At 65.9% G+C, this 17,788-nt stretch carries 20 protein-coding genes; 7 read left to right on the top strand and 13 right to left on the bottom strand.

What is annotated here, in order from left to right; genetic code table 11:
* From VNW74_RS10635 to VNW74_RS10615, 5 genes are all read right to left on the bottom strand, one after another.
* The gene (locus tag VNW74_RS10635) at window positions 1-657 is read right to left on the bottom strand and encodes a sensor domain-containing protein (RefSeq protein WP_325676559.1); all 657 of its coding nucleotides are present in this window, start codon (window positions 655-657) and stop codon (window positions 1-3) included.
* 142 nt (window positions 658-799) lie between these two features.
* Window positions 800-1,186 carry a hypothetical protein gene (locus VNW74_RS10630; protein ID WP_325676558.1) on the bottom strand — a complete coding sequence of 129 codons (387 nt, stop codon included), beginning with the start codon at window positions 1,184-1,186 and terminating at the stop codon, window positions 800-802.
* Window positions 1,187-1,311: 125 nt separating this feature from the next.
* Window positions 1,312-1,488, bottom strand: a complete 177-nt coding sequence (locus VNW74_RS10625) for a hypothetical protein (protein ID WP_325676557.1) — start codon at window positions 1,486-1,488, stop codon at window positions 1,312-1,314.
* A 199-nt stretch (window positions 1,489-1,687) separates the two neighbouring features.
* Window positions 1,688-2,047 (bottom strand): hypothetical protein, encoded by a 360-nt coding sequence (locus VNW74_RS10620; protein WP_325676556.1) that lies wholly within the window; start codon window positions 2,045-2,047, stop codon window positions 1,688-1,690.
* Between the two features lie 216 nt (window positions 2,048-2,263).
* On the bottom strand, window positions 2,264-3,406 hold the full coding sequence (locus VNW74_RS10615) for a helix-turn-helix domain-containing protein (protein WP_325676555.1): 1,143 nt from the start codon (window positions 3,404-3,406) through the stop codon (window positions 2,264-2,266).
* A gap of 597 nt (window positions 3,407-4,003) precedes the next feature.
* On the opposite strand from VNW74_RS10615, the gene VNW74_RS10610 reads away from it, so the two are divergent.
* Both VNW74_RS10610 and VNW74_RS10605 read left to right on the top strand, forming a co-directional pair.
* Window positions 4,004-4,411 carry a nuclear transport factor 2 family protein gene (locus VNW74_RS10610; RefSeq protein ID WP_325676554.1) on the top strand — a complete coding sequence of 136 codons (408 nt, stop codon included), beginning with the start codon at window positions 4,004-4,006 and terminating at the stop codon, window positions 4,409-4,411.
* Window positions 4,412-4,421: 10 nt separating this feature from the next.
* Complete coding sequence (locus VNW74_RS10605) at window positions 4,422-5,342, top strand: MBL fold metallo-hydrolase (RefSeq protein WP_325676553.1); 921 nt, start codon at window positions 4,422-4,424, stop codon at window positions 5,340-5,342.
* A 60-nt stretch (window positions 5,343-5,402) separates the two neighbouring features.
* Here the strand turns inward: VNW74_RS10605 and VNW74_RS10600 are convergent, their stop codons facing one another.
* The 3 genes from VNW74_RS10600 to VNW74_RS10590 are packed head-to-tail and all read right to left on the bottom strand — an operon-like array spanning window position 5,403 to window position 8,879.
* Window positions 5,403-6,557 carry a DUF4185 domain-containing protein gene (locus VNW74_RS10600; protein ID WP_325676552.1) on the bottom strand — a complete coding sequence of 385 codons (1,155 nt, stop codon included), beginning with the start codon at window positions 6,555-6,557 and terminating at the stop codon, window positions 5,403-5,405.
* 7 nt (window positions 6,558-6,564) lie between these two features.
* On the bottom strand, window positions 6,565-7,614 hold the full coding sequence (locus VNW74_RS10595) for an aspartate-semialdehyde dehydrogenase (protein ID WP_325676551.1): 1,050 nt from the start codon (window positions 7,612-7,614) through the stop codon (window positions 6,565-6,567).
* Window positions 7,614-8,879 (bottom strand): aspartate kinase, encoded by a 1,266-nt coding sequence (locus VNW74_RS10590; protein ID WP_325676550.1) that lies wholly within the window; start codon window positions 8,877-8,879, stop codon window positions 7,614-7,616. The genes VNW74_RS10595 and VNW74_RS10590 overlap by 1 nt, the downstream gene beginning before the upstream one ends.
* A gap of 214 nt (window positions 8,880-9,093) precedes the next feature.
* Here VNW74_RS10590 and VNW74_RS10585 point away from each other — a divergent pair, with 214 nt between their 5' ends.
* Complete coding sequence (locus VNW74_RS10585) at window positions 9,094-9,474, top strand: hypothetical protein (protein ID WP_325676549.1); 381 nt, start codon at window positions 9,094-9,096, stop codon at window positions 9,472-9,474.
* Window positions 9,475-9,648: 174 nt separating this feature from the next.
* Window positions 9,649-11,478, top strand: a complete 1,830-nt coding sequence (leuA, locus tag VNW74_RS10580) for a 2-isopropylmalate synthase (RefSeq protein WP_414686649.1) — start codon at window positions 9,649-9,651, stop codon at window positions 11,476-11,478.
* A gap of 146 nt (window positions 11,479-11,624) precedes the next feature.
* Here leuA and VNW74_RS10575 read toward each other — a convergent pair whose 3' ends face one another.
* Window positions 11,625-12,161: a hypothetical protein gene (locus VNW74_RS10575; RefSeq protein ID WP_325676548.1), complete on the bottom strand. Its 537-nt coding sequence runs from the start codon at window positions 12,159-12,161 to the stop codon at window positions 11,625-11,627.
* Window positions 12,162-12,228: 67 nt separating this feature from the next.
* A complete protein-coding gene (locus VNW74_RS10570) occupies window positions 12,229-13,233 on the bottom strand; it encodes a DEDDh family exonuclease (RefSeq protein WP_325676598.1) in 1,005 nt (334 codons plus the stop codon).
* A gap of 197 nt (window positions 13,234-13,430) precedes the next feature.
* Between VNW74_RS10570 and VNW74_RS10565 the strand changes: the two genes are divergently transcribed.
* Both VNW74_RS10565 and VNW74_RS10560 read left to right on the top strand, forming a co-directional pair.
* Window positions 13,431-14,678: a Mur ligase family protein gene (locus tag VNW74_RS10565; protein ID WP_325676547.1), complete on the top strand. Its 1,248-nt coding sequence runs from the start codon at window positions 13,431-13,433 to the stop codon at window positions 14,676-14,678.
* Window positions 14,671-15,375 (top strand): type 1 glutamine amidotransferase, encoded by a 705-nt coding sequence (locus VNW74_RS10560; protein ID WP_325676546.1) that lies wholly within the window; start codon window positions 14,671-14,673, stop codon window positions 15,373-15,375. The genes VNW74_RS10565 and VNW74_RS10560 overlap by 8 nt, the downstream gene beginning before the upstream one ends.
* 110 nt (window positions 15,376-15,485) lie before the next feature.
* Here the strand turns inward: VNW74_RS10560 and recR are convergent, their stop codons facing one another.
* Window positions 15,486-16,097 (bottom strand): recombination mediator RecR, encoded by a 612-nt coding sequence (recR, locus tag VNW74_RS10555; RefSeq protein WP_325676545.1) that lies wholly within the window; start codon window positions 16,095-16,097, stop codon window positions 15,486-15,488.
* Between the two features lies 1 nt (window position 16,098).
* A complete protein-coding gene (locus VNW74_RS10550; protein WP_325676544.1) occupies window positions 16,099-16,434 on the bottom strand; it encodes a YbaB/EbfC family nucleoid-associated protein in 336 nt (111 codons plus the stop codon).
* A 100-nt stretch (window positions 16,435-16,534) separates the two neighbouring features.
* Between VNW74_RS10550 and VNW74_RS10545 the strand changes: the two genes are divergently transcribed.
* Window positions 16,535-17,305, top strand: a complete 771-nt coding sequence (locus VNW74_RS10545) for an Rv3717 family N-acetylmuramoyl-L-alanine amidase (protein WP_325676543.1) — start codon at window positions 16,535-16,537, stop codon at window positions 17,303-17,305.
* Here the strand turns inward: VNW74_RS10545 and VNW74_RS10540 are convergent.
* Window positions 17,302-17,739 (bottom strand): SRPBCC family protein, encoded by a 438-nt coding sequence (locus VNW74_RS10540; protein WP_325676542.1) that lies wholly within the window; start codon window positions 17,737-17,739, stop codon window positions 17,302-17,304. The genes VNW74_RS10545 and VNW74_RS10540 overlap by 4 nt on opposite strands.
* Window positions 17,740-17,788: the final 49 nt, after the last annotated feature.

Raw genomic sequence — 17,788 nt, 5'->3', positions numbered from 1 at the left:
TTATTGACCCAGCGCGTTCTCCATGGCGCCGGCCAGCACGTTTACCGCGGGACCGCCGTTGCCGGACTGACAGACCTTTGCTTGCAGGAGCACGTTTTCCCGCAGACGGGTCTGGGTGAAACATCGACGGTCGGTGCCGGCTTCCTGCTTGGTCCATGCCGCGTCGGCCGGGCCGGGCGGTCCGCCGTCGAATGACCACACTTGCGTGGTCCCGTTGTCCAGATGCATCGCGGTGGTCTGCCCGGAACAGCCGACCGTGCGGTCGACGACGCGGTGAAACGCCGCGCCGGCGGCGGCGCCGGTTGCGAAGACACCGACCGCTTGTTTGACGAAGTGAGTCTGGTCGGTCGGCGAGGTCTGCGAGCTCGCGCCGTTGAAGGACGCCAGGTCGGGGTCGTCGTAGACCTCCGGCAACCCGATGTCGGCCCAGTTGTTACACGCCGGGTTGTCGACGAAGTACGGCTGGAACGGCTGGGTGAATGCCGACTCGTCCCGCATCGGCCCGCCGACGATGTTGCCCACCGAGCCCTTGCCCAAGACCGCATAGCTGACCACGCCCGGATCCGAGGGCTTCGCCACCGCGAACGGAGCCGCGAACACGGCCGCGACACCACCGACCACCACACCAATCGTCACCGCCGCGACTTCGATGGTCATGGATCCTGATCATGCCAACTGGGCCACCCAAACAGAAGCCGGAGTTGGCCGTCGCGACAGCTCGGGCTCACGTCGGCGCGAACGGTAATCGTGTCTACAGGCGAATTCAACAGTGCCGCGGACACTTTCAATGTCTGCCGCGTTACGGCGCGGGAGGCGGTAGTTGTCCGGGACCACCATGACCGCCGCCATGGCCGCCGGGCCCCATACCCGGGCCGAAGGGCCCTGGCATCATCGGCGGACCACCGGGCCAACCGGGGCCCATCCCGGGTGGAAACTGCCCACCGGGAACGACGAACGTCTCGTCGGGACCGCCCGGACCGAACATCCCGGGGTGGTGATGACGCTGGTGATGCCAAGCGAATGTGGCACCGGAGAAGAAGATGACCGCCACCACGAAAACAATGCCGGCCACGATCACCACCCAGGCCGCAGCCTGGTAGAGCCGAGACGGTTTTGCTACATGCACCGGTGCAGGCGGCGGCGGGCCGACGGGCGGCGGGATCTGGGGTTCGGGTGCTTGGGTCATCCCTCGATAATGCCCACGTGCGCGCCGACCATCAAACATCCCGCGCGTGGAGTCGCGGATGAATTATCGCCCCCGACCGGACGCGTTGCCGCCGAGAGCGCAGATCCGGCCGGGTGGCTACCGTCCTAGCAGCACAAGAACCAGGCGAAACGCAGAATGACCACGGCGATCAGCACGACTCCGGCAATGATTGCCACCCACGCCGCTGCCTGATAAAGCCGCTCAGAATGCGCTGGTGGCGGTGCGACGGGTGGCGGCGTGGCGGGAGACGGCGGAATCGATGGCTGACTTGTCTCGCTCATGCTTCTTCATCATGCCCCAGGTGAGCATCGGCCGCGACTGGACGCGGCCGTGAGTAGCGGTGACCCCGCCGTCGTCGCCTGTAAAACTCGGAGCCCGGCGCCCCACTGGGGGACGCCGGGCTGATGGCGATGGTGCTGGCCCGCGGCTTTCGCATCCCGATATTGTCCCAGAACTCCTTCCCCGGGAACGGATTACGGGCTACGGGACTGCCGGAGCCAGCGACGGAGCGACGGACTGCGGTGGCTGTGACGGACCCAAGCTGGCAGCGCCACCCGGGCCGCCAGGCCCGCCGTGGAAACCAGCGCCCGGACCGCCGTGATGCATGCCACCCGGGCCCATGGCGTGGGCGGCGTGCTGGTGCCAGTGATGGCATCCGTGGTGGTGGTGGCCGGCCAGTTTGAAGCCGGCGAAGAAAATACTCATGACGACGAACAGGATGCCGGCGACGATCACAACCCACGCCGCGAACCGGTAGAGCCAATACGGTTTAACAGGCTCTGTCGTATGCGTGGTGGCGACCGTGGTCGGCCTGGTTGGGGTTTCAGGTGTTTCACTCATGCTGAAATGATGCGTGGGCAACGAATAGGCTGCGCTGGGTACTAGCTATGAAAAACATATGAGTGGCCCGCACTCGAACCCGGCAGCGTTGGCCAAGCCCGACGTGTCGTCAATGGTCCTCTGACCAGGGCTTGAATGGGTTGACGGCGAACCGGTTACGGCGCCGGCAGAAGCCAATGCGCGCGCCCTCTCCACGTAGACACCCGAATTTGCGGGCTAAATCAGCCTGTGCTGCACTTCAAAGGCCAGACTCAGTTCGATGAGATCTCGCGGCCTAGAAAGGCGACGGCCGGTGTGCCGTTCGATGCGGCGTAACCGCTTGCGCACCGTGTTGGGATGACAAAAGAGCACCTCGGCCGTCGCGCACACGGATGCATCGTTGTCGAGCCATGTCTGGAAGGTGTGCGTGAGCATCTCGCGGTCCGTGTATGGCAGGTCGCTGAAACCGTTGAGAGCAGTCGAAGCCGATTTCACCATGACACTAGGAGCGCTCACGGCCGCGGTGGCCAACATGGAGCCGTCGAAGACGGCGACGTTCGCGCCCGCCCGGTGTGGTCCGCGAAGCGACACCTTGGCGAAGTGCAACGCAATCGGTGTGTCGAGCAGGTCCTCGAAACAGGCGCTGACACCAATCCGACCCCTGGCCACCCGCCCCAACAACCCAATGATGTTGTCGCGATGACGTTCCGAGGCAACATGGACGATTCCCACCTGCAGATCAGGCATCAGTCGCCATGCCGAGAACACATCTAGGCTGCGCAGCTTCGACGCGATATTGGGCAGAGCCTCGTACCCCACGCAAGGCACGTCGGCAGCGACAACCACGAATGGGCCTTTGGTGGGCAGGTGCAGACAGTTGGCGATCTCCCACAATCTCCAATTGTCGTGGGTGTGGCCGTGGAGCAGAGTATCCATCGCCGAGGTGCCCTGCGACATCTCCTCGACCGCCTGCCGCCGACGCTCTTCACGATAGCCAGCGAACATCGCCGTTGCGAAGATCTCCTCGACCACGTGCAGGTTCGCCGTCATGTAGTGCATCGTTGCGATATCGACGTTGGGATGCCGGGGCACCTCATCGACGAGCAGTCGCCACAACCGACGAAACGCGATGCGATCGCTCTCGATAATCGTCGATACCGCCATCCGCTGGCGGGCGCGGTCGACACCATTGACGAACGCCGATTGTTCGTCGAGCGCCGACGGTCCCAGCATCGATCCCCGCAGCACCGAAACCAGGTTGTTCATGCACGTCTGGGATCCCGCGTCCGGGGGCGGCACCCATGTGTACTCGGCTTCCGTCGGGGACGTCGTGATTGTGTCAACCAGATCCCCAGCCAGCGCTTCAGCTCGCTCACTCAACGCCGTAACCAAACTGTCAGTGTGCGGCAGAGGGGTCACGGGCGGGGGCTCGATGAGCACAGTTCGGTCGCGTATCGCAGAGCGACTCTCGTGCATTCGGGTTTTTGGAATGCAACTAAACACCGTCAGCGAACGTGACAGAGAGTCATTAGTGTCAGCCAACATTGGCTCCTAGCTATAGCGCGGCGTCAACGCCCGACAAATCCTGGCTCTTCGAGCATCGGTGACCCGTTCAAGGGTTGTCGATGTGGCTGCGAACACTTTTCAGGCGTCATGGGTGGGCCGACCCACACCGGCGCTCAGGATGGAACGGTCGAGCAGCTACGGGCGCCACGATTCATGACGGCCTTTGAGGGCGCGGTTGGGATTCGGCGCTCGACCATGACGTTGATGGCCGCGTCGATGATCTCTTGCGACCTCAGGCGTTCAGCATGTTCGCTTGCTGGGCGGCCAGGACCGTGGACGGCCGGTGTCTACCGTGACACCGGTCCCGCGTGACGGATGTTGGGCCGAACATCGACGACGGGCTGGGCAGGCGCGACGATGAACCGACGCGGAGGCACGTTTCTGAGACCGCCGACGGATTGGAGGACCGCCGTGACGTCACCTGGACGCGACAACGACAATCGGGACTTCTTGCGAGAGCTCTACCTTGCGTCTTTTGCTGGCGAGGCCGGCGCTTTTCCTAGTGCGATGGCCCCCGGTTTCGAAGCTCACGTTCCACCGGTACTGCCTTGGGGAGGAGTACACCGGGGACCTGATGAGTTCGTCAAAGTTGTGCTGCCCCAGCTGGCTGCAGCCCTCGACTTCGGCAGTATGCGATTGGAGAGCATCTCGGCCGACGGCGAACGGGTAGCGGCGCTCATGAGCGCCCGCACCGCGCTAGGAACCGAAATCTGGATCGCCGAGCATTGGATCGTCGGAAACGGCCAACTCCAGCAGCTCAGGGTGTTCTACGACGACACGCGATCGATCAAATCGGTTCTAGCGCCAACCGCGTCGTAGCTTGAAAATCATGGGCCTCGAGTCAACCGGCCACCTGAACGCACAGGCTGCCGTTCGCCGCCTCCGGATGGACGACGTTACATTCACGTTCATCGCGGACGGCGCGATGTCTCTGGCCCCGCACGATTTCATCAAGACCGCCCCGCCCGCTTATTGGGCGCAACACCCTGAACAACTCGACAGTCAGGGTTGGATCGCGATGTCAGCAGGTGGGCTCCTGGTCGAGCGGGACGGCCACCGCATCTTGATCGACGCCGGATTTGGACCGGCGGCCGCGACCAACGCCTTCAGCCGGGTCAACTGTGGAGCGTTCCTCGACGTGCTGACACAGCTTGGCATGGCCCCCGCCGACATTGACATGTTCGGGCTAACTCACCTGCACGTCGATCACACCGGATGGGCTTTCGTCGAGTCCGCCTCCGGTCGGCGCGAACCAACGTTCCCCAACGCGACCTACCTCCTGGCAACGCTCGAATGGCAGTCGATCGCAAACGGTCAACGGCCACCTGGCGTCGCCGGCGAACAAGAGCTCATCCAACCACTACATATGCACACCGCGCTGCAGCTGATCGGCGACAACGAAGAGGTTGCACCCGGCGTTACCACTGTCGTGACGCCGGGCCACAGCGCTGGCCACACATCCTATCTGGTGGAGACATCAAAAGGTAACCGCCTCATAGCCTTTGGCGACTGTTTCCACACACCGGCACAACTGCTCCACCCCGAATGGTTCTGCGATCCCGACATCAATCCGGCCGCAGTGCCCAAGGCTCGCCAGCGTCTCCTCGACGAGCTCCGCAGGGAAAACACGGTCGGGTTCGCGGTTCACTTCGGCGACCAACAATTCGGCACACTCGTTGGCGAAGCCGACACGCTCGCATGGCGGCCGCTGCCAACTACCGTGCTGTTTCCACCGCCCCGAGCTCTATAACCGCTCGTCGGGCAGGCGCTCGGATCTACGGCGGACGGAAGGCTGAAATATACCCTCTGATTAGGGCTTGAACGGGTTGACGGCGAATTGGATTACCCGATAGGGCGCTCGCGCCCGGGGATCGGTGTTATGCCACTGGCTGACGAACACCCGCAGCTCGTCCAGCGTCGACCCCGGGGAGATGTACCCGCCGTATGGCTGGGCGAGTCGGTTGTCCTCCGGCGGCGGCAGGCTTTCCGCCGGATCGGGCCAGTCATCGTGCTGCACCACGGTCGTCACCGGCGCGGTGCCCAGCGACGTCGGGTCGTCCGCCACCCGGACTTCCATATTTCCGGTGCTGGCGTTGAAATACGACAGCACCGCCTTGCCGTCGATCTGCTTGAAACTCATCTCACCAACCAGGTCGTCCCACAACGGCGTTGCCGGCTTGTTCCAACCGCCTCCCGAGTCAGACGCCCAGCCCTGCCATCGGGACCGGTCGGCGAAATTCTCTGGTGCGACCCGGTACAGCACCGCCGGTTGGCTGCGGTCGAAGTTGTCGGAGACGATGTACACCCACCCTTTCGGCGACTCTGCTGTCGGTATCGGGTCGTAATAGCCACTGATCTGCGACTGCCGGCCGCCCGCATAGCCGGCCTCCCGGACCGAACCCGGAAGTGTCTGCCAAAGCCCATGTGTCGGCTCGGCTTTCACCAGCCGTGAGTTTTGCGGGACCAGTTCTTTGGTGGTGGTGACCAACAGGTAGCTCTGCCGGTTGATCTGCACGACACCCGCCGGCAACTGCGATGCGCTCACCGGCGTCGGGTCGGCCAGCAGCGGCTGGGTTACACCGGTAACCCCCGTGTAGCGGACGCCGGCTGGGTCGTCGACCGATGACGTGTCTACCCGCAGGGCGACGGGCGAGTAGTAGCCGCCGAAGCCGACCCCCTCGCCGGCGAAGCTGTCGCCGCAGACCTGAACGACGTCGGTGGGAAACTCCACGAACACGCACAAGTCGGTGGCACCGATGCCGTAGTCGCGGGTGGGCGTGCCGGTCCCTGCGGTCGGACCGATCCGCATCACCTGACCGGGCGCCAGCGGCTGCAGGACCGGCTCTGGCATCGGAGCCGGCGGATCGGCATATGCGGGTGAAAAGTCTTGCTGGGCAAACAGACACGCCACCGACGCGACCAAGAGCGAGCAACGCGCGATCCGGCGGGAATCGGCAGGGCTCACCCGCGGATCACAGCTCGGCGGCCAGCAACTCGGCGATCTGAATGGTGTTCAATGCCGCGCCCTTGCGAAGATTGTCGCCCGAGACGAACAGGGCCAAGCCGCGTCCGTCCGGCACACCGGGGTCGTGACGGATCCGGCCGACCAGTGATTCGTCGACACCGGCAGCGGCCAGCGGTGTCGGCACGTCAACCACCTTCACGCCCGGCGCGCCATCGAGCAGTTCCCGGGCCCGCTGCGGTGAAAGTGGTTGGGCGAACTCGGCATTGATCGACAGCGAGTGGCCCGTGAACACCGGAACCCGCACGCAGGTGCCGCTGACCAGCAAGTCCGGGATACCCAGGATTTTGCGACTTTCGTTGCGCAGCTTCTGGTCTTCGTCGGTCTCGTCAGAGCCGTCGTCGACCAGCTTCCCGGCCAGCGGGACGACGTTGAACGCGATCGGCGCGACGTAGGTTCGCGGCGCTGGGAACGTCAGCGCCGTGCCGTCGTGCACCAGCTGCTCGGCGTCGCCGATCACCGCGCGCGCCTGATCGGCCAACTCCGCCACCCCGGCCAGACCGCTGCCGGAGACTGCCTGATAAGTCGACGCGACCAAGCGAACGAGTTGGGCGTCGTCGTGCAACACCTTGAGCACCGGCATGGCGGCCATCGTGGTGCAGTTCGGATTGGCGATGATTCCCTTCGGCCGGGTCCGCGCGTCGGCGAAATTCACCTCGGAGACCACCAGCGGCACGTCCGCGTCCTTACGCCAAGCCGACGAGTTGTCGATCACCGTCACCCCGGCGGCGGCAAACCGCGGCGCGTGTACCCGCGACATCGTCCCGCCCGCCGAGAACAGGGCAATGTCCAGACCGGCCGGGTCCGCGGTTTCGGCGTCTTCGACCTCGATCTCCTGGCCGCGGAAAGTTAGCTTGCGGCCCTGCGAGCGGGCCGAGGCGAAGAACCGCACGCTGCTGGCCGGGAAATCACGCTCGTCGAGCAGCGTGCGCATCACCTGGCCCACCTGGCCGGTGGCGCCGACAACTCCTATTGATAACCCGACCGACGCACCGCTCATCAGCGACCCGTTCCGGCGTACACCGTCGCCGCCTCGTCGCCGCCGAGCCCAAACGCCTCGTGCAGCGCGACGACAGCCTTGTCCAGCTCGGTGTCCCGGCACAGCACCGAGATCCGGATCTCCGACGTGGAGATCAAGTCGATGTTGACCCCGACACCGGCCAGCGCCTCGCAGAATGTTGCAGTGACCCCTGGATGGCTACGCATGCCGGCGCCGATCAGTGACACCTTGCCGATGTGGTCGTCGTAAAGCACTTGGGCGAAACCGATCTCGTCTTTGAGCGAGTCCAGCTTCTCCACCGCGACCCGGCCGCTGTCGCGGGGACAGGTGAAGGTGATGTCGGTCTTGCCGTTTTCGATCTTGGAGATGTTCTGCAGCACCATGTCGATGTTGACGTCGGCATCTGCGACCGCGCGAAACACCTTGGCCGCGTAGCCCGGGTGGTCCGGGATACCGACGATGGTCACCTTGGCCTCGCTGCGGTCGTGTGCGACGCCGGTCAGAATGGGGTCTTCCATGGGGATGTCCTTGATCGATCCGGCAACGACGGTGCCCGGCTTGTCGGAGTATGACGAGCGCACGTGCACCGGAATGTTGTAGCGACGGGCATATTCCACACAGCGCAGCATCAGCACCTTCGCGCCGCAGGCCGCCATCTCGAGCATTTCCTCGAAGGTGACGGTGTCCAGGTGGCGGGCGTTGGGGACGATCCGCGGGTCCGCGCTGAAGATGCCGTCCACGTCGGTGTAGATCTCGCAGACGTCGGCGTTCAGCGCGGCGGCCAGCGCGACGGCGGTGGTGTCCGAGCCGCCGCGGCCCAGGGTGGTGACGTCCCTGGTGTCCTGGCTGACCCCCTGGAATCCGGCGACCAGCACGATCAGTCCCTCTTCTAGCGCGGACTGCAGCCGGGTCGGGGTGACATCGATGATCTTCGCCCGACCGTGGGCGCCGGTGGTGATGACACCGGCCTGCGAGCCGGTGAACGAGCGGGCGTGCGCGCCCAATGATTCGATGGCCATCGCCACCAGCGCATTGGAAATGCGCTCGCCGGCGGTCAGCAGCATGTCCAGCTCGCGGGCGGGCGGCGCCGGGCACACCTGCTGGGCCAACTCCAGCAGACCGTCGGTGGTGTCGCCCATCGCCGAGACCACCACGACGACATCGTTGCCCTGCTTTTTGGCCTCGACGATGCGCGCGGCGACACGGCGGATCCGTTCGGCGTCGGCCACCGAAGATCCGCCGTACTTTTGCACGACGAGCGCCACGTCGATCCTTTCCGACCTTTTCAGGCTTTTTCGGCACCAGGGGGTTCCCTGCGCGTTGCGAGGTTCGGGTCGAAAAACAGGATACGTGGATCGACAGGGCGACGATGCGGGTCGGGCAGTCCGTCGAACAGCTGATGCTCGGCCGGTATTTGATATCCAATAAGGACCGGCGCACGACCGGCGGTGGACATGTGGTGAGGAAGGGGTCGTCAGGATGGCTACGGTGTTATGGGGTACCGAACCAGACGAGCATGACTATCCGGCGGCGGCGGACTACCTCGCGCTGCTCGCCGCGCCCGGGCAGATCAACGAAATTGTGGCGGCGCTGAAGAAGGCCCCGATCGTCTACAAGAAGGCCAAGGATCTGCTGCGGGCATCACGCCTGGCACTGCTGCCTGTCGACAATCCGCATGTCGCTGCGGATCTGACGAAGATCAAGAAGGGCAAGCAGCTGTCACCGATCCTGGTGGTCCGCGGAGACCTGACCAACGATGTGGCGTTGCAGATTGCCGACGGCTACCACCGGGTGTGCGCCAGCTATCACACCGATGAAAACACCGACATCCCGGTCAAGATCGTCCCGGCCGGGGACTAACGGCCTGGGTTTTGGGCATTCGCGCGGGCGCGGTAAAGTACACAACGTGCAGCGGGTGCTCCTTCTCGGACGCCGCGGCGGGGCCTGATCTAGACCGGCCTCCCGTCGCGGGTGTTCGCGACGCGCCGGTCGCCGCCGTTGAGGCGCCCCTTCTCATTTCCCGGAGCAATCACCGTGACTAGCTTCTCCCGACCCTCTGAAGACTCCCCCGACATATTCAGGTCCGCTCGAACGATCACCAAACCCGCCGGCCAACCCAACACCGGCCAACCGGCATGGAACACCCAGCGCGGATCGTCGATGCCGATCGGCCGGTACCAACCCTTCGCCGAGGAGGTCGAGCCCGTTCGGCTGCCCGACCGTACCTGGCCGGACAGGGTGATCACCCGCGCGCCGCTGTGGTGTGCGGTGGATCTGCGTGACGGCAACCAGGCGCTGATCGACCCGATGAGCCCGGCGCGCAAGCGCCGCATGTTCGACCTGCTGGTCCGCATGGGCTACAAGGAGATCGAGGTCGGGTTCCCGTCGGCCAGCCAGACCGACTTCGACTTCGTTCGCGAGATCATCACCCAGGACGCCGTCCCCGACGACGTCACCATCCAGGTGCTGACCCAGTGCCGTCCGGAGCTGATCGAACGCACCTTCCAAGCCTGCGAAGGCGCACACCGGGCCATCGTGCACTTCTACAACTCGACGTCGATCCTGCAGCGCCGCGTGGTCTTCCGCGCCGACCGGCCCGCGGTCCAGACCATCGCGACCGACGGTGCCCGCAAGTGCGTCGAGGAGGCCGCCAAGTACCCGCGTACGCACTGGCGATTCGAGTACTCGCCGGAGTCCTACACCGGGACCGAATTGGAATACGCCAAGCAGGTCTGCGACGCCGTCGGCGACATCATCGAACCGACGCCGGACGATCCGATCATCTTCAACCTGCCCGCCACTGTGGAGATGGCCACGCCCAACGTCTACGCCGACTCGATCGAGTGGATGCACCGCAACTTGAAATGGCGTGAGTCCGCGGTCCTTTCTTTGCATCCGCACAACGACCGCGGAACAGCTGTCGCCGCAGCCGAATTGGGGTATCAGGCCGGCGCCGACCGGATTGAGGGCTGCCTGTTTGGCAACGGTGAGCGTACCGGGAACGTCTGCCTGGTGACGCTGGGCCTGAACCTGTTCTCTCGCGGTGTGGACCCGCAGATCGACTTCTCCAACATCGACGAGATCCGCCGCACGGTGGAGTACTGCAACCAGCTGCCGGTTCACGAGCGTCACCCCTATGGCGGCGACTTGGTCTACACCGCGTTCTCCGGCAGCCACCAGGACGCCATCAACAAGGGCCTGGACTCGATGAAGGTTGCCGCAGATGAGGCCGACGCCGACGTCGACGACATGCTCTGGCAGGTGCCGTATCTGCCGATCGATCCGCGCGACGTCGGGCGCACCTACGAGGCGGTGATCCGGGTCAATTCGCAGTCCGGCAAGGGTGGCGTGGCCTACATCATGAAGGCCGATCACGGCCTGGCCTTGCCGCGCCGGCTGCAGATCGAATTCTCCGGCGTGATCCAAAAGATCGCGGAGGGCACAGCGGGAGAAGGCGGCGAGGTCAGTCCCAAGGCGATGTGGGAGGCATTCTCCGAGGAGTACCTGGCGCCGGTGCGGCCGTTGGAGCGGATGAAGCAGCGCGTCGAGGCATCCGAACAGGATGGCGGCGCGACCACGATAGCCGCGACCGTCAAGATCGACGGGGTGGAGACCGAGATCAGCGGTTCGGGCAACGGCCCGCTCGCCGCCTTTGTCGACGCGCTGGGCACCGCCGGGTTCGACGTGGCCGTGCTGGATTACTCAGAGCACGCGATGAGCGCCGGAGACGACGCTCAGGCGGCGGCCTACGTGGAAGCTTCGGTGGGCGGCACGACGGTTTGGGGCGTCGGGATCGCGCCGTCGATCACCACCGCGTCGCTGCGTGCCGTGGTGTCGGCGGTGAACAGGGCCGCTAGGAACTGATCGGCCGGCGGCGGACTTATGTCACAGGTGTCGAGGAATTCTCGGTCGCGCTGAAGGGCAGCGGTACTCGGCGCGTGGAGAGCAGTGACTCCATCGCGTCGCCGGTTTGCCCAGACGTTTCTTGGGTGTGACAGCCGGTTAGCCGATCAGGCCGTGATTTTCGCCAGGAGCATCCCCGCAAGGGTCTGCGCCTGTACGCAGCTATCGGCCACAACGGTGAGATAGATCCAGCCCTTGAGCACGTCGACCGTCGCGGGAGGAGCCACAAAACAGAACGCCCGGTCGCCAAGCCCCGGAACGTCTTGGACTTGGCCGGCAGTCTGCCTGTTGGTGGCAAACCCCTTCGACTGTGAGTCGAGGCACTGCTCGTTGGCGAGCTGGCCGTCGACGCAGTACAGGTCGTTGTAATACAGCTTGAAGCTGACGTCGTCGCCTGCCGACGGCACCGAATTGCACTGCGCTTCACTCGAGGACTGGCTGCCCTCGGGCGCTGGAAACGATCTGCCCAGCACTTGACTAATGTCGGCTCCGCTCAACAAGCCACAGAAGTTCGCGGGAACGTGCACCTTGCCGCCCTTTGCCGCTGACCCCGCATTGCCACCGTGTGAACCTCCGCCGCATGCGGCCGTCACAACCGCGGCAGCCAGCACCGCCGCCCACACCAACGTCGTCTTCGCTTTCATCGCATACTTATTCAACCGCGCGGCGAGAATGCGCGCTGAGCTGAGTCGGGCAATCAGAGCCGGGCCATCAGAACAACGCGAACTGATCCCCCGCGCGCGCCGAGTCGACGAACTCCTCGACACCGGTGCCGCTGACCACAGTCGCGACGGAATCCATGAACTTCGCGTCGGAGACCACGGGCACACCCAACTCGCGAGCCAGGTAGCCCTTGCCGTGCGCCGGACGGGATTCGTTGCAGATCACGAGTGAAGTATCCCGGTCGACGGCATCGGCGTAGGCCAAGCCGGCATGCAGGATCCGCTCGACCAGCTCGTCGTGAGTCCGTTCGACCTCGGCCGCCAGCGCGATCCGCATGCCCTGCACCAGCGGCCTGCCACGGACGTACGGGCCCGGGTTGAGGTACGGGCATGGCATCCGGGAGGCCAGCATCTTCAGCGGCCGAAGCTCGTCGTGGGTAACCCTGCCGCTGGGCCAGCGCCGACGGGTGACCGGCCGCACGGGCAGCCAGACGTCGCGCTCACGGGCCCGCTGCAGCGTGGCAGCCAGCACATCGGTCAACACGACGGCGTCATCGAATGCGTCGTGCGGTCGCCGCTGAGGCACTCCCCAATGCGCGGCCAACGTTTCCAACCGCAGGTTGTCGGTGCCCAGTTCCAGCCGCCGAGACAGCTCGACCGTGCACATGACGGTGTCGATCGGCAATTCGACGCCGGCCATCTCGGCCTCCGCGGTGAGGAACGCATAGTCGAACGCAACGTTGTGCGCGACCAGCGTGCGGCCACGAACCAACTTCGCGACATCTCCGACGATATCGGCGAACTGCGGCTGGTCCTCGAGCATCGCGGCGGTCAGGCCGTGCACGTGGGTGGGGCCGGGATCCACCCCCGGATTGAGCAGGCTGACCACGGATTGCTCGACTTGGCCGTGGCTGTCGAGGGCCAGCACCGCGAGGCTGATGACGCGGGCGTCGCACGGTCGGAAGCCCGAGGTTTCGACGTCGATGACGGCCCATCCGGCCCCCGGCGCTGTGGCCGGCCGACCCCAGATCGTCGTCGGGATTGCCACCGGCATGTCGGCCATAACTGGAGGATGGCACGTCGAACCGACATCACCGGGTCGCTGCGTGCCGTGTCGTGCAGTCAACCCGACGAGGCCGACCCGCAGCGCTGGAGAAAAGCGCCGAGCTGGCGATCGCCCTTAACCCGACGAGGCCGACCCGCTGCGCTGGAGAAAAGCGCCGAGCTGGCGATCGCCCTTAAACTGCGCGGGTGATCACCGCCCGAGGACGCCTGGCCCTGGCCGCCGGATCCGGCGCGCGATGGGCCTCACGGGTGACCGGCCGGGGGGCCGGCGCGATGATCGGCGGCCTGGTGGCCATGACGCTGGACCGTTCGATCCTGCGTCAGCTCGGCACCGGCCGGCGCACCGTTGTCGTCACCGGGACCAACGGCAAGTCGACGACGACCCGGATGACCGCGGCCGCGCTGCGCACCCTGGGCCCGGGAAGCTCGGTGGCCACCAACGCCGAGGGCGCAAATATGGATGCCGGGCTGGTAGCCGCGCTCGCCGCTGACCGCGACGCCGCCCTGGCGGTCCTCGAGGTCGACGAAATGCACGTGCCGCATGTCGCGGACGCCATCGAGCCCGCCGTCGTCGTCTTGCTCAACCTGTCCCGCGACCAGCTGGACCGGGTCGGCGAGATCAACGTGATCGAACGCAGACTGCGGGCCGGACTAGCCGAGCACCCGGCGGCCGTAATCGCCAACTGCGATGACGTGCTGATGACCTCGGCCGCGTACGACATCGCCAAGGTCGTCTGGGTGGCCGCGGGCGGCAGCTGGGCGGCGGACTCGGTCAGCTGCCCGCGCAGCGGCGAGGTGATCGTCCGCGATCAGGGCCACTGGTATTCCACCGGGGCTGACTTCAAGCGACCCAGCCCGCATTGGTGGTTCGACGACGACATGCTCTACGGACCCGACGGGCTGGCACTGCCGATGCGGTTGGCGCTACCGGGCTCGGTGAATCGGGGCAACGCCGCCCAAGCGGTCGCGGCCGCCGTGGCGCTGGGCGCAGATCCGGCGGCCGCGGTGGCCGCCGTATCCGGGGTCGACGAGGTGGCGGGGCGCTACCGGACCATTCGCGTCGGAGCCCACAGCGTGCGGATGCTGCTGGCCAAGAACCCCGCCGGCTGGCAGGAAGCCCTCTCGATGGTGGACAAGAATGCCGCCGGGGTGGTGATCTCCGTCAACGGGCGGGTGCCCGACGGCGAGGATCTGTCCTGGCTCTGGGATGTGCGCTTCGAGGAATTCGCACAACACTTTCAAGGGACCCCGGTGGTGGCCGCCGGCGAACGCGGAACCGACCTCGCGGTGCGGTTGGGCTACGCCGGCGTGGAACACGCCCTGGTGCACGACACCCTCGCGGCCATCGCGTCGTGTCCGCCCGGACCGGTCGAGGTAGTCGCCAACTACACCGCTTTCCTGCAGCTGCAGCGCAAATTGGCTCGCCATGACTGACTCGGCGGTGCGGATCGGGCTGGTGCTGCCCGACGTGATGGGCACCTACGGCGACGGCGGGAATGCGGCGGTACTGCGGCAACGGCTACGGCTGCGGGGCATCGCCGCCGAGATCGTCGAGATCACGCTGGCCGACGCGGTGCCCGACAGCCTCGACCTGTACACGTTGGGCGGGGCCGAAGACTACGCGCAGCGGCTGGCCACCAAGCATCTCGTCCGTTACCCGGGATTGCAGCGCGCCGCGGCCCGCGGCGCGCCGGTGCTGGCGATCTGCGCGGCCATCCAGGTACTCGGCCACTGGTATGAGACGTCGGCGGGCGAACGGGTCGAGGGCGTGGGCCTGCTCGACGTGACCACCTCGCCGCAGACCGCTCGCACCATCGGGGAGGTGGTCAGCACGCCGCTGCTGGCCGGGTTGACGCAGCCGTTGACCGGATTCGAGAACCACCGCGGCGGAACGGTTCTCGGCGACGCCGCATCGCCGCTGGGCGCGGTGAGGAAGGGTGCAGGCAACCGCGCCGGCGACGGCTTCGACGGCGCGGTCCAGGGCAGCGTGTTCACCACCTACATGCACGGGCCCTGCTTGGCCCGCAATCCCGAGCTCGCCGACCTGCTGCTGAGCAGGGTGGTGGGTGAGCTGGCGCCGCTGGAGCTGCCGGAGGTGGACCTGTTGCGACACGAAAGGCTGCGGGCCTAGCGCGCTTCCGGTCGTGCCGACACAGTCACATCAGCCTCCCGCGTCACTCGACCAGGGCATAGTGCCTTCTGAGTTACCCATGTGACTGTTTGTGCGCCGCCTTGCGGCTGTCAAGCCATCGCGCGGCGGCCGGTCAGCGCGCGGCCCAGGGTCAGCTCGTCGGCGAATTCCAGATCGCCGCCCATCGGCAATCCGGAGGCGATCCGCGTCACGGCCAAGCCGGGAATGTCGCGCAGCATCCGCACCAGGTAGGTGGCGGTCGCCTCGCCTTCGGTGTTGGGGTCGGTGGCGATGATCACCTCGGTGATATCCACGCCGTCGACCTGCTGACCGATCCGGTTCAGCAGCTCGCGGATCCGTAGCTGCTCAGGACCGACTCCGGACAGCGGATCCAGCGCCCCACCGAGAACGTGGTAGCGGCCGCGGAATTCGCGGGTGCGTTCGACGGCCTGGATGTCCTTGGGCTCCTCGACGACGCAGACCTGCGAGCCGTCCCGGCGGGGGTCTGCGCAGATGCGGCAACGCTCGTCGTCGGAGACATTGCCGCACACCGCGCAGAACCGTACGCCGTCGCGCACCTTGGCCAGCACCGCGGTGAGCCGGTCGATGTCAGGCGGTTCGACGGACAACAGATGAAAGGCGATGCGCTGCGCGCTCTTTGGCCCGATACCCGGCAGCTTGCCGAGCTCGTCGATAAGGTCCTGGACCGGCCCTTCAAACAAGTTAGGACTCCGGGATACCCAGCGCGCCGCCCACTCCACCGGCCAGCGGACCCAGCTGCTGCTGCGCCATCGCGGTGACCTGGCGGGAGGCGTCGGCGAGCGCGCCGACGATCAAATCCTGCAGCGTCTCGACGTCGTCCGGGTCGACGACTTTGGGATCGATCTTCACCGCCACGACATCGCCGCTGCCCTTGACGATGACCTCCACCAGACCGCCACCGGCCTTTCCCTGCACCTCGGAGTTGGCGAGTCGCTGTTGGGCAGCCATCAGCTGTTGCTGCATCTGCTGTGCCTGGGCGAGCAACGCCGACATGTCGGGCTGGCCTCCGGGTTGCATGACGGTCCCCTTGCATCATCTTGGTCTCGACTTGGTTTCGCCTGCGGCTCGCGGGCGGTTCGAAGTTTCAAGCCTAGACGCCGGGGGCTAACGTGGCGCCGTGCGCGTACTACATCGCCTGCGTGTCGGGTCCGTGCTGGCTATTGGCATCGTCGCTGTCGTCGTGGGCGCACCGACGCCGACGGCCCCGAACGCCGCCGCAGCCCCGGGCAACATCGCCGGCATGATCGTGTTCCTCGACCCCGGCCACAACGGCGCCAACGACGCGTCGATCAGCCGTCAGGTCCCAACCGGACGCGGCGGCACCAAGGACTGCCAGGCCAGCGGTACGTCGACCAACGACGGCTACCCGGAGCACACCTTCACCTGGGACACCACGCTGCGCATCCGCGCCGAACTCACCGCGCTGGGCGCACGGACGGCGATGTCGCGCGGCAACGACGATGCGCTGGGCCCGTGCGTCGACGAGCGTGCCGCGATGGCCAACGCATTGCACCCGAACGCGGTCGTCAGCGTCCACGCCGACGGCGGGCCGCCGAACGGGCGGGGATTTCACGTGAACTACTCGGCGCCGCCGCTCAACCAGGTGCAGGCGGGCCCGTCGGTGCAGTTCGCCCGCATCATGCGCGACCAACTACAAGCCTCGGGCATCCCGCCGGCCACCTACATCGGCCAAGACGGCCTGTACGGGCGTTCGGACCTGGCGGGCCTGAACCTGGCCCAGTATCCGTCGGTTCTGGTCGAGTGCGGCAACATGAAGAATCCGGTCGACTCCGGGCTGATGGAGTCCCCCGAGGGCAGGCAGAAGTATGCCGACGCCGTGGTCAAGGGCATCGCCGCCTACCTGGGCAGCCAAGGTCAAACCGGCTAGCCCTCGAGTTCCTTTTTCAGGTTGGCCAGCACCTCGGCTTGGATCCTTCTCAGCCCCAACGGCGCGAACGTCTTCTCGAAGAACCCCTTCACGCCACTTGCTCCCACCCATGTGGTCGTGATGGTGACGCTCGAACCCGGTCCGGCGGGCGCCACCGTCCAATTGGTGATCATCGTCGAGTTGGCGTCCTTCTCGATGACGGCGTGGCCGGCGACGTCGACATTGGCCCGCACATCGCGAACGCGAGATTTGGTGGCCTGCAGCTTCCAGCTGGCAACGGTTCCCTGCCCTTGCCCACCTTCCAGCACCTGGTAGTCGCGGTAGTGCGAGGACAGGATCTTGGGGCGGACTTCTCGGTAGTCACCTACGGCAGACAGCACGGTCGCGGGATCGGCGTTGATCAAGATGGTGCTGGCTGCACTGACGTGTCCCATTAGGCGAAACTCCTCTGTGCGGGGATGTGTCGGCACCACGCGCGGGCGC

The sequence above is a fragment of the Mycobacterium sp. genome, assembly GCF_035570115.1.
Classification (GTDB): Bacteria; Actinomycetota; Actinomycetes; order Mycobacteriales; family Mycobacteriaceae; genus Mycobacterium.
Note: the sequence above shows the minus strand (reverse complement) of the source record. Positions and strands in the feature narration are given on the sequence as shown.

What these genes read in the sequence shown, in the direction of transcription:
- VNW74_RS10635 (WP_325676559.1), bottom strand. Translation starts at nt 657, where the DNA reads ATGACCATCGAAGTCGCGGCGGTGACGATTGGTGTGGTGGTCGGTGGT.
- VNW74_RS10630 (WP_325676558.1), bottom strand. Translation starts at nt 1,186, where the DNA reads ATGACCCAAGCACCCGAACCCCAGATCCCGCCGCCCGTCGGCCCGCCG.
- VNW74_RS10625 (WP_325676557.1), bottom strand. Translation starts at nt 1,488, where the DNA reads ATGAGCGAGACAAGTCAGCCATCGATTCCGCCGTCTCCCGCCACGCCG.
- VNW74_RS10620 (WP_325676556.1), bottom strand. Translation starts at nt 2,047, where the DNA reads ATGAGTGAAACACCTGAAACCCCAACCAGGCCGACCACGGTCGCCACC.
- VNW74_RS10605 (WP_325676553.1), top strand. Translation starts at nt 4,422, where the DNA reads ATGGGCCTCGAGTCAACCGGCCACCTGAACGCACAGGCTGCCGTTCGC.
- VNW74_RS10595 (WP_325676551.1), bottom strand. Translation starts at nt 7,614, where the DNA reads ATGAGCGGTGCGTCGGTCGGGTTATCAATAGGAGTTGTCGGCGCCACC.
- VNW74_RS10585 (WP_325676549.1), top strand. Translation starts at nt 9,094, where the DNA reads ATGGCTACGGTGTTATGGGGTACCGAACCAGACGAGCATGACTATCCG.
- VNW74_RS10575 (WP_325676548.1), bottom strand. Translation starts at nt 12,161, where the DNA reads ATGAAAGCGAAGACGACGTTGGTGTGGGCGGCGGTGCTGGCTGCCGCG.
- VNW74_RS10570 (WP_325676598.1), bottom strand. Translation starts at nt 13,233, where the DNA reads ATGCCGGTGGCAATCCCGACGACGATCTGGGGTCGGCCGGCCACAGCG.
- VNW74_RS10560 (WP_325676546.1), top strand. Translation starts at nt 14,671, where the DNA reads ATGACTGACTCGGCGGTGCGGATCGGGCTGGTGCTGCCCGACGTGATG.
- VNW74_RS10550 (WP_325676544.1), bottom strand. Translation starts at nt 16,434, where the DNA reads ATGCAACCCGGAGGCCAGCCCGACATGTCGGCGTTGCTCGCCCAGGCA.
- VNW74_RS10540 (WP_325676542.1), bottom strand. Translation starts at nt 17,739, where the DNA reads ATGGGACACGTCAGTGCAGCCAGCACCATCTTGATCAACGCCGATCCC.